Consider the following 10566-nt stretch of genomic DNA (forward strand, 5'->3'; position numbering starts at 1 on the left):
ATTGGCGAGCTTTCCGCACCCATTGGTCGAGACCACTGACGCCCTCCTGGCCAGGGGCTGGCAACGGATTTCGCCCCTGAACGCGCCGAAGCCCGCGCCGAGTGGGAACGGCGCGGGCCAGGAAGGCGAACGGCCCCTCGAAAGGGGCCGATCGGGTGAGGCGACTACTGCGTCGGAGGCGGAGGCGGCGGGGTCTGCCCGTCGGGCTGAGCCGGGTAGCCGGGCTGACCCGGCTGACCGGGCTGGCCCTGCTGGGGGTAGCCGTAGCCCGGCGGCGGGGGCGCGGCCGGCGGCTGCCCGGGCTGCGCGTACGGCTGACCGGGCTGCGGCTGCTGCGGGTACGGGCCCGGCTGTCCGGGCTGCGGGTACGGCGGCTGGCCCGCGGCCTGCGGGGCCTGCGGATACGGCTGACCCGGCTGGGCCGGGGGCTGGCCCGGCTGGGGGTACGGCTGTCCGGGCTGGGCGTAGGGCTGCCCGGGCTGGGCGTAGGGCTGACCGGGCTGGGGGTACGGCTGACCGGGCTGGGGCTGCTGCGGGTACGGGCCCGGCTGGCCCGGGATCGGCTGCCCGTGGACCTGCTGGTCGGGGCCCGGCTGGCCGGGGTACGGAGCCTGGCCCGGGGCCTGCTGGCCGGGCAGCGGCGGGGCGGCCACCGGCGGCGGGTTGCCGTCGGAGGTCCACAGGCCGTGCGCCTGCTGGTGGCGGGTGAAGTCCTCGGCGATCAGCGCCGCGAGGTTGAAGTACGCCTCCCGCACCTTCGGCCGCATCATGTCGAGGTTGACCTCCGCACCGGCGGAGAGATGCTCGTCGAACGGCACGACGACGACGCCACGGCAGCGCGTCTCGAAGTGCGACACGATGTCCTCGACCTTGATCATCTTGCCGGTCTCGCGCACACCCGAGATGACGGTGAGGGACCGCGAGACGAGGTCGGAGTACCCGTGCGCGGACAGCCAGTCCAGCGTCGTACTCGCGCTGCTCGCACCGTCCACGGACGGAGTCGAGATGATGATGAGCTGGTCGGCGAGGTCCAGCACACCGCGCATGGCGCTGTAGAGCAGACCGGTGCCGGAGTCGGTGAGGATCACCGGGTACTGCTTGCCCAGCACGTCGATCGCGCGCCGGTAGTCCTCGTCGTTGAAGGTCGTGGACACGGCCGGGTCGACGTCGTTGGCGATGATCTCCAGCCCGGACGGAGCCTGGGAGGTGAAGCGCCGGATGTCCATGTACGAGTTGAGGTGCGGGATCGCCTGGACCAGGTCACGGATGGTGGCCCCGGTCTCCCGCCGCACACGGCGCCCGAGGGTGCCGGCGTCCGGGTTGGCGTCGATCGCGAGGATCTTGTCCTGCCGCTCGGTGGCGAGCGTGGAGCCGAGGGCGGTGGTCGTGGTCGTCTTGCCCACGCCGCCCTTGAGGCTGATCACGGCGATCCGGTAGCAGGACAGCACGGGCGTGCGGATCAGGTCCAGCTTCCGCTGCCGCTCGGCCTCCTCCTTCTTGCCACCGATCTTGAACCGGCCGCCACCGGCCGCCGGACGGCTGCTCTTCGCCTTCTGCTTCTTGCTGTTGAGCAGCCGGTCGGACGACAGCTCCACGGCAGCGGTGTAACCGAGCGGAGCGGCCCCGGGGTTGGTCGGCTGCCGCTGGTCGTGCTGCATGGGCTGCGGCCAGGCGGCCCCGGTCCGCGGGTCCACGGGCTGCTGCCCCGGATACACCGGCTGCTCGGGCTGGCCGGGCTGCGGCGGCTGCGCGTGCGGCGGCTGCGCCTGCGGGGGCACGCCGGGCTGCGGCTGCGGCTGGGCCGGGGGCTGCTGGGGGAAGCCGTAGCCGCCCTGGGCGTTGGGGGCACCGGGCTGGGGGAAGCCGTAGCCGCCCTGGGGGTGGGGCCCCGCCGGGGCCGGTGCGCCCTGCTGCGGGAAGCCATAGCCACCCTGCGGGTCGGGCGCAGGGGCCGACGGGGTGCCGGGCTGCTGGGCCGCCGGGGCGGGTGCGCCCTGCTGCGGGAAGCCGTACCCGCCCTGCGGGGTCGGAGCGGGGGTCGGCGGAACCTCCGGCTGCTGGGCCGGGGGCTGCTGAGCGGCCGGGGCCGGGGCCGGGGCACCGGGGTGGGGGAAGCCGTAGCCGCCCTGCGGGTTCGGTGCGGCCGGGGCGGGTGCGCCCTGCTGCGGGAAGCCATAGCCACCCTGCGGGTCGGGCGCAGGGGCCGACGGGGTGCCGGGCTGCTGGGCCGCCGGAGCGGGTGCACCCTGCTGGGGGAACCCGTAGCCGCCCTGGGCGTGGGGCGCGGCCGGGGCCGGACCGCCCTGCTGCGGGAAGCCGTAACCGCCGGGCTGCGGTGCGGGCTGGGTGGGCGGCTGATGCGGCGGCGTGGGTGCGGCCTGCTGGTTCCAGGCGGCAGGCGCGGGCTGCGGCGCCTGCGGCTGGAACGGCGGCTGCTGGGCCGGTACCGACGGCTGGGGCGGCACGGGCGGCTGCCCCTGCGTGGCCGTCGGCTGCGGCTGGGCCGGCGCGTCCGGATCCGTGGGCTGGACCTGCGGCTGCGCGGGCCACTGGCTCGCGGGCGCCGGCGCGGCCGGCTGGTACGACGGCGGCAGCGGCGGCACGCCCTGCGGGGCCGGGGGAGTCCAGGCGGGCGGAACATCGCTCGCACCCGGCCCGGCGGCGTCCTGTGGAACGCTGTCCTCGGGAGCGGCCTCGGCAGGCACGGCGTCCGCGGGCTCCGCGACGACGGGCTCGGAACTCACGGCCTGGGCGTCCGCAGGAGGAGCGTCGTCGGGCTCGGGCGCAGAGGAGTCCTCGTCCGCAGGCACGGCATCCACGGGCACGGGCGGCGCCGGCGGCGCAGGCACCCAGTCCCCCGAATCGGCGGCCTCCGCTGCCGCATCCTCCGAAGCCTCGTCCTCGTCCTCGGCATCAACGGGGGCAGGGGCGTCCGCACCGGACACGTCAGCCTCGTCGACCTCGTCCGCCGCATCCGCGGACTCGGACGCGACACCGTCACCGTCGCCGTCCTCGTCGGCGTCGTCAGAGGGCGCACCCTCGACGTCACCGCCCGAGTCCGCGTCCGCGTCCTCGATCTCGGCCTCGTCCTGCTCCTCGTCCACCGCCTCCAGCCGGGCCTCGACCTCCGCCTCGGCGGCACGCTCCGCGATCTCCCGCTTCAGGGCGACGGCGGAGAAGCGCATGGTGGCACCGCTCTCCAGATCACCGTTCCCCGACTCCGCTTCCCCGGCAGCCGGAGTGTCCGCAGCGTCCGGAGTCGCCGGAGTCGCCGGAACCTCCGAAGCGGCGGGAGCCACCGGAGGCTGCTCCGGAGTGGCAGGCGCGACCGGGGCCTCCGGCGGAGCCGACGGCGTCCACTGCGCCTGGTACCCACCGACGGGGATGTTCGGCACGGCCGTGGGAGAGGCCGGATCCGCCGCGGGCGTCTCGGGCCGCCCCTGCGGCTGCGACACCTGCGGCTCGAAACCGCCCTTCATCGGAAGCCTGGGAACGGCGGAAGGACCCTCCCCGGAGGGCGCGGGCGGCGTGAAGGGCGTCCCCGGCGCGGGCGCGGGCGGCGTGAACGGAGCGCCAGGAGCGGGCGCCGGCGCGGGCGGCGTGAAAGGCGCCCCGGGCGCGGGAGCCGGACCCTGAGACGGACCAGAGGTCTGCCCCGGAAGGGACGAGGTCCCGGCGGAAGCATTCGCGTGCGGCGGCGGAGTGAGCCCCGGCAGCGGCGGCACCGGCCCCTTCGGCGCCCCGGAAGGCCCCGTCGGCGCCCCGGAACCCCCGGAGTTCGCGGGCGCCCCCGAAGCGCTGGAGTCCTCGGACGCACCCGCCCCCTGGCCCGAGCCCGAGCCCGAACTCGCCGAGGCGTTCTGCGTGTACCAGGCGGGCGGCGCGTAGTCGATGGTGAACTCGCCCGTCACCTCCGCTGCGGACTCCGCGTCGGGCTGGTCATCGCCGGGTGTCGCCCAGCCCCCGCGGATCCCGTCCCGATCGCTGCTCACAGTGTTCCTCCTGGTGTGGTCGAGCACCCTCATGCCGTGCTGGGGCGACCCTTGCTTGTCGTCCGAGGTCGTCCGAATCCACAAACTCCCCCGCTTCCCCCTGGGACAGCGACGCCCACTCCACGGGTCTGACGTCGCGCCCCCGTCCCAGCCTAATCACCACAAGCCCCACCCCGGCAGGCCCGTCCACCCCCGAGCACCCGTCCGTCGCGTCACAACCCGCCCGGAAGGTGCTCAGAACTGACATACGCAGCACTCACTTTGGTGAACAAAAAGGGCGATACCTGTGAAGAATGTCGAACCACCTTGCCCCGCAGGCGGCTTGAGGGGCGCGGAGCCGACCGCGGAACGCGACGAGGGGTGAGCCGGTAGCCGCTCACCCCTCGTAAACCCGCTGGATCAATTACCGGCTTACCCGGCTTGCGGCCCTCCGTCGTGCGCCCCCGGCTCCAGGTCGCCGTCGTGCGCCCCCGGCTCCAGGTCGAACTCCCCGTCCCGCGCCCCCAGCACGAACGCCCGCCACTCCGCCTCGGTGTAGCGCAGCACCGTGTCCGGGTCGAGCGAGGACCGCATGGCCACGGCCCCCTCGGGCAGGTACGCGATCTCGACCCGCTCCTCGTGCTCCTCGGTGCCCGGCGCGCTGTGCCACTCGACACCGGAGATGTCGAGGGAGTAGAGCTCGTCCCGCTCCCGCTCCTTGCGTGCCTTGATCTCCTCAGCCGTCTCCGCCATGCCGCAGCGACCCCTTCCCGACGTACCCGTTCCCGAAGTGCGGATCATCGACCTGCGAACGATCCGAACCCGCTCACCCTAGTGGCCCCCTCCGCCCCGTCCGGCAGGTTGGGAGACCAGGGCAAAGGCGCCCCTGACCGCCTGGTACCCTGGTCGACGGCCGTTTGTGTACGCACCCCCGGAGCTCACCGCTCTGGAGGCCGCGCCCAGCGGATCCCCGCCTTCCGAGTCATGGAAGCTCCCCCGAGACACAGACCGGGGGCACTCGGTGGCCATCACAGACTACGAGGAGTACGCGTGCCGCTCGACGCCGCTACGAAGAAGCAGATCATGACCGAGTTCGGCCAGAAGGAGGGCGACACCGGCTCCCCCGAGGTCCAGGTCGCCATGCTCTCGCGCCGTATCACGGACCTGACCGAGCACCTCAAGACCCACAAGCACGACCACCACTCCCGCCGTGGCCTGCTGATCCTGGTGGGTCAGCGTCGCCGCCTTCTCCAGTACCTGGCGAAGAAGGACATCCAGCGCTTCCGTGCGCTGGTCGACCGCCTCGGCATCCGCCGTGGTGCGGCGGGCGCCAAGTAAGACGTCGTGAGGGGAGCGGTTCCCGGGGAAAGGGGACCGCTCCCTTTGCTGTACGTGCGGAGTGTCACCGCCCCTTTGTAGTGTGGTAGCACAACGCATGTCGTACGACACAGGACGTACGACACAGAACGAGGAGAAGCGCACCTAGCCGCCGCCGGTCCTCGGTAGTGGCCCCCGGGGGAATGCGAGCCCCGGGTGCTTCGATCGAAGACCGGCCCGCACAGCACGGCGCGCTCTCCGCAACCGTCTCCCTGCCACACGGGCAGCAGGAGACGAAGACGAGGAGATAACGCTAGTGGAGAACGAGACCCACTACGCCGAGGCCGTCATCGACAATGGCGCCTTCGGCACCCGCACCATCCGCTTCGAGACGGGCCGCCTGGCCAAGCAGGCCGCCGGCTCCGCCGTGGCGTACCTGGACGACGACACCATGGTGCTGTCGGCCACCTCCGCCTCCAAGAACCCCAAGGACCAGCTCGACTTCTTCCCCCTGACGGTGGACGTCGAGGAGCGGATGTACGCCGCCGGCAAGATCCCCGGCAGCTTCTTCCGCCGTGAGGGCCGTCCCTCCGAGGACGCCATCCTCACCTGCCGACTGATCGACCGCCCGCTGCGCCCGTCCTTCAAGAAGGGCCTGCGCAACGAGATCCAGGTCGTCGCCACGATCATGGCGCTCAACCCCGACCACCTGTACGACGTCGTGGCGATCAACGCCGCCTCCGCGTCCACGCAGCTGGCCGGCCTGCCCTTCTCCGGCCCGATCGGCGGCGTCCGCGTCGCTCTGATCAACGGCCAGTGGGTGGCCTTCCCGACGCACTTCGAGCTCGAGGACGCCGTCTTCGACATGGTCGTCGCGGGCCGCACCCTGGAGGACGGCGACGTCGCGATCATGATGGTCGAGGCCGAGGCCACCGAGAAGACCATCAAGCTGGTCGAGGGCGGCTCCGAGGCCCCCACCGAGGAGGTCGTCGCCGCCGGTCTGGAAGCCGCGAAGCCCTTCATCAAGGTGCTCTGCAAGGCCCAGGCCGACCTCGCCGCGAAGGCCGCCAAGCCGACCGGCGAGTTCCCGGTCTTCCTCGACTACCAGGACGACGTCCTGGAGGCACTCTCCGCCGCCGTCCGCCCGGAGCTCGCCTCCGCGCTGACCATCGCGGGCAAGCAGGAGCGCGAGTCCGAGCTGGACCGCGTCAAGGCGCTCGCCGCCGAGAAGCTCCTGCCGGAGTTCGAGGGCCGCGAGAAGGAGATCTCCGCCGCGTACCGCTCCCTGACCAAGCAGCTCGTCCGCGAGCGCGTGATCAAGGAGAAGAAGCGCATCGACGGGCGCGGGCTGACGGACATCCGTACGCTCGCCGCCGAGGTCGAGGCCATCCCGCGCGTGCACGGTTCCGCGGTGTTCGAGCGTGGCGAGACCCAGATCCTGGGCGTCACCACCCTCAACATGCTCCGCATGGAGCAGCAGCTGGACACCCTCTCCCCGGTGACCCGCAAGCGCTACATGCACAACTACAACTTCCCGCCGTACTCCGTCGGCGAGACCGGCCGTGTCGGCTCCCCGAAGCGCCGCGAGATCGGCCACGGCGCCCTCGCCGAGCGCGCCATCGTGCCGGTCCTGCCGACGCGCGAGGAGTTCCCCTACGCGATCCGTCAGGTCTCCGAGGCGCTGAGCTCCAACGGCTCGACGTCCATGGGCTCGGTCTGCGCCTCCACCATGTCGCTGCTGAACGCCGGTGTGCCGCTGAAGGCCCCCGTCGCCGGTATCGCCATGGGCCTGATCTCCCAGGAGATCGAGGGCGAGACGCACTACGTCACCCTCACCGACATCCTCGGTGCGGAGGACGCCTTCGGCGACATGGACTTCAAGGTCGCCGGCACGAAGGACTTCGTGACCGCCCTCCAGCTCGACACCAAGCTGGACGGCATCCCGGCCTCCGTCCTGGCCGCCGCCCTCAAGCAGGCCCGTGACGCCCGCCTCCACATCCTCGACGTGATGATGGAAGCGATCGACACGCCGGACGAGATGTCCCCGAACGCCCCGCGGATCATCACCGTCAAGATCCCCGTGGACAAGATCGGTGAGGTCATCGGCCCCAAGGGCAAGATGATCAACCAGATCCAGGAGGACACCGGCGCCGACATCACGATCGAGGACGACGGCACGATCTACATCGGCGCGGTCGACGGACCGTCCGCCGAGGCCGCCCGCACCACGATCAACGGCATCGCCAACCCGACCATGCCGGAGGTCGGCGAGCGCTACCTGGGTACGGTCGTGAAGACGACCACCTTCGGCGCGTTCGTGTCGCTGCTCCCGGGCAAGGACGGTCTGCTGCACATCTCGCAGATCCGCAAGCTCGCCGGCGGCAAGCGCGTGGAGAACGTCGAGGACGTGCTCGGCGTGGGCTCCAAGGTCCAGGTCGAGATCGCCGAGATCGACTCCCGCGGCAAGCTCTCCCTGATCCCGGTCATCGAGGGCGAAGAGAACGATGAGACGAAGGACGACACCGACAAGTGACGTCGAGTAGCTCCAAGGCGACGGCCCGCACCTCCTCGGAGGCGCGGGCCGTCGCCCGTACCCAAACCCTGATCAAGGGCACAGGCGGCATCGGCACGGTCCGCAAGACCACCCTCCCGGGCGGCCTGCGCATCGTCACCGAGACCCTGCCCTCGGTCCGCTCCGCCACCTTCGGCATCTGGGCGCACGTCGGCTCCCGCGACGAGACCCCGGCTCTGAACGGCGCCACGCACTACCTGGAGCACCTGCTCTTCAAGGGCACCGACCGCAGATCCGCCCTGGACATCTCCGCCGCGATCGACGCGGTCGGCGGCGAGATGAACGCGTTCACGGCGAAGGAGTACACGTGCTACTACGCGCGTGTCCTCGACACCGACCTGCCGCTCGCCATCGACGTCGTCTGCGACATGCTGACGGGCTCCCGCATCCTCGAGGAGGACGTCGACGTCGAGCGGGGCGCGATCCTCGAAGAGATCGCCATGACCGAGGACGACCCGGGCGACTGCGTGCACGACCTGTTCGCGCACACGATGTTCGGCGACAACCCCCTCGGCCGCCCGGTCCTCGGCACGGTCGACACGGTCAACGCCCTCACCGCCGACCGCATCCGCCGCTTCTACAAGAAGCACTACGACCCGACCCACCTCGTGGTCGCCTGTGCGGGCAACGTCGACCACGCCAAGGTCGTACGGCAGGTCCGCGCCGCCTTCGAGAAGGCCGGAGCCTTCAGGGAACCGAGCGCCGAGCCCGTGGCCCCGCGCGGCGGCCGGCGCGCCCTGCGCACCGCGGGACGCCTCGAGCTGATCGACCGCAAGACCGAGCAGGCGCACGTCGTGCTCGGAATGCCGGGCCTGTCCCGCACGGACGAGCGCCGCTGGGCCCTGGGCGTGCTCAACACCGCGCTCGGCGGCGGCATGTCGTCCCGCCTCTTCCAGGAGGTGCGCGAGAAGCGCGGCCTGGCCTACAGCGTGTACTCGTACACCTCCGGCTTCGCCGACTGCGGCCTGTTCGGCGTGTACGCCGGGTGCAGGCCCTCGCAGGTGCACGACGTGCTGAAGATCTGCCGCGACGAACTCGACCAGGTCGCCGAGCACGGTCTGTCCGACGACGAGATCGGGCGCGCCATCGGCCAGCTCCGGGGCTCCACGGTCCTCGGCCTCGAGGACACCGGCGCGCTGATGAACCGTATCGGCAAGAGCGAGCTGTGCTGGGGCGAGCAGATGTCCGTCGACGACATGCTGGCCCGGATCACGTCGGTCACCCCGGACGACGTCCGCTCGGTCGCCCGCGAGATCCTGGGACGGCGGCCTTCCCTGTCGGTCATCGGCCCGCTGAAGGACAAACAGGCGGCCCGCCTGCACGACGCTGTCGCCTGACGAACCCCCTGGTGAAGGAAGCACAAGAGATGAGCAAGCTGCGCGTGGCGGTCCTCGGCGCCAAGGGCCGGATCGGCTCGGAAGCCGTACGGGCCGTCGAGGCCGCCGAGGACATGGAACTGGTCGCCGCCCTGAGCCGGGGCGACAAGCTGGAGACGCTGGCCGAGACCGGCGCCCAGGTCGTGGTCGAACTGACCACGCCCGACTCGGTCATGGCCAACCTCGACTACTGCGTACGCCACGGCATCCACGCGGTCGTCGGCACCACCGGCTGGACCGACGAGCGCCTCGCGCAGCTGAACGGCTGGCTGGCGAACTCCCCGGAGACCGGCGTGCTCATCGCGCCGAACTTCTCCATCGGCGCCGTCCTGACCATGAAGTTCGCGCAGCTGGCCGCCCCGTACTTCGAGTCCGTCGAGGTCGTCGAGCTGCACCACCCGAACAAGGTGGACGCCCCCTCCGGCACTGCCACGCGCACCGCCCAGCTCATCGCCGAGGCCCGCCGGACCGCCGGCACCGCCCCGGCCCCCGACGCCACGACCACCGCCCTGGACGGCGCCCGCGGCGCCGACGTCGACGGCGTCCCGGTGCACGCCGTCCGGCTGCGCGGTCTGCTCGCCCACCAGGAGGTCCTGCTGGGCGCCGAGGGCGAGACCCTGACGGTCCGGCACGACTCGCTCCACCACAGCAGCTTCATGCCGGGCATCCTGCTCGGCGCCCGCCGTGTGGGGAGCGTCCCTGGCCTGACCTTCGGCCTGGAACACTTCCTGGACCTGAGCTGAGCCCCTGACCGTCATGCGCGCGAAGCTCACCTACGCCCTCACGGCCGCCGTCCTGGTCGTCTACTTCGTCCTGGTCGGCAGCCGCGGCGTCCTGCTCATCGAGACCGGGACGCCCCTCACCGTCACCTTCGGTGTCGCGGTGCTGATCCTGCCGGTCATCGGCCTGTGGTTCCTGTGGAAGAACACGCAGTTCGTCCGCAGGGCCAACCAGCTCGCCGCCGAACTCGACGCCGAGGGCGGTCTGCCCGTCGACGAGCTGAGGCGCACCCCCAGCGGGCGCATCGACCGGGACTCGGCCGACGAGGTCTTCGCCCGGCGCAAGGCCGAGACGGAGGCCGCCCCCGGCGACTGGCGCACCTGGTTCCGCCTCGCCGTCGCCTACCACGACGCCCGCGACACCCCGCGCGCCCGCAAGGCGATGCAACGCGCGATCGCCCTGCACGACGGAAGGCAGCCCGAAACCGCCTGAGCCGCGCCCACACATGCCGGCGGGGGGGGGGGGGGGGGGGGGGGGGGGGGGGGGGGGGGGGGGGGTGGGGGGGGGGGGGGGGGGGGTGGGGGGGGGGGGCCGACACCGAGTGGGGGGA

General features: G+C 72.1%; 7 protein-coding genes. 5 read left to right on the forward strand and 2 right to left on the reverse strand.

Annotated features, from left to right (window positions below; genetic code table 11):
* Window positions 1-164 precede the first annotated feature (164 nt).
* A complete protein-coding gene (locus ACZ6I3_RS36510) occupies window positions 165-3992 on the reverse strand; it encodes an SCO5717 family growth-regulating ATPase (protein ID WP_469420626.1) in 3828 nt (1275 codons plus the stop codon).
* 411 nt (window positions 3993-4403) lie between these two features.
* Entirely contained in the window at window positions 4404-4724 is a 321-nt protein-coding gene (locus ACZ6I3_RS36515) for a DUF397 domain-containing protein (protein WP_469420627.1), read from the reverse strand.
* A gap of 297 nt (window positions 4725-5021) precedes the next feature.
* Here ACZ6I3_RS36515 and rpsO point away from each other — a divergent pair, with 297 nt between their 5' ends.
* The 5 genes from rpsO to ACZ6I3_RS36540 all read left to right on the forward strand — a co-directional run bounded on the left by rpsO (window position 5022) and on the right by ACZ6I3_RS36540 (window position 10448).
* Window positions 5022-5309 (forward strand): 30S ribosomal protein S15, encoded by a 288-nt coding sequence (rpsO, locus tag ACZ6I3_RS36520; protein WP_469420629.1) that lies wholly within the window; start codon window positions 5022-5024, stop codon window positions 5307-5309.
* A 295-nt stretch (window positions 5310-5604) separates the two neighbouring features.
* A complete protein-coding gene (locus ACZ6I3_RS36525) occupies window positions 5605-7821 on the forward strand; it encodes a polyribonucleotide nucleotidyltransferase (protein WP_469420630.1) in 2217 nt (738 codons plus the stop codon).
* Window positions 7818-9197, forward strand: a complete 1380-nt coding sequence (locus ACZ6I3_RS36530) for a M16 family metallopeptidase (protein WP_469420632.1) — start codon at window positions 7818-7820, stop codon at window positions 9195-9197. Before ACZ6I3_RS36525 ends, ACZ6I3_RS36530 begins: the two co-directional genes overlap by 4 nt.
* 29 nt (window positions 9198-9226) lie before the next feature.
* Window positions 9227-9979, forward strand: a complete 753-nt coding sequence (dapB, locus tag ACZ6I3_RS36535) for a 4-hydroxy-tetrahydrodipicolinate reductase (protein ID WP_469420634.1) — start codon at window positions 9227-9229, stop codon at window positions 9977-9979.
* Window positions 9980-9992: 13 nt separating this feature from the next.
* Window positions 9993-10448, forward strand: a complete 456-nt coding sequence (locus tag ACZ6I3_RS36540) for a hypothetical protein (RefSeq protein WP_469420636.1) — start codon at window positions 9993-9995, stop codon at window positions 10446-10448.
* Window positions 10449-10566: the final 118 nt, after the last annotated feature.

Source organism: Streptomyces sp. NPDC041940 (assembly GCF_055589465.1).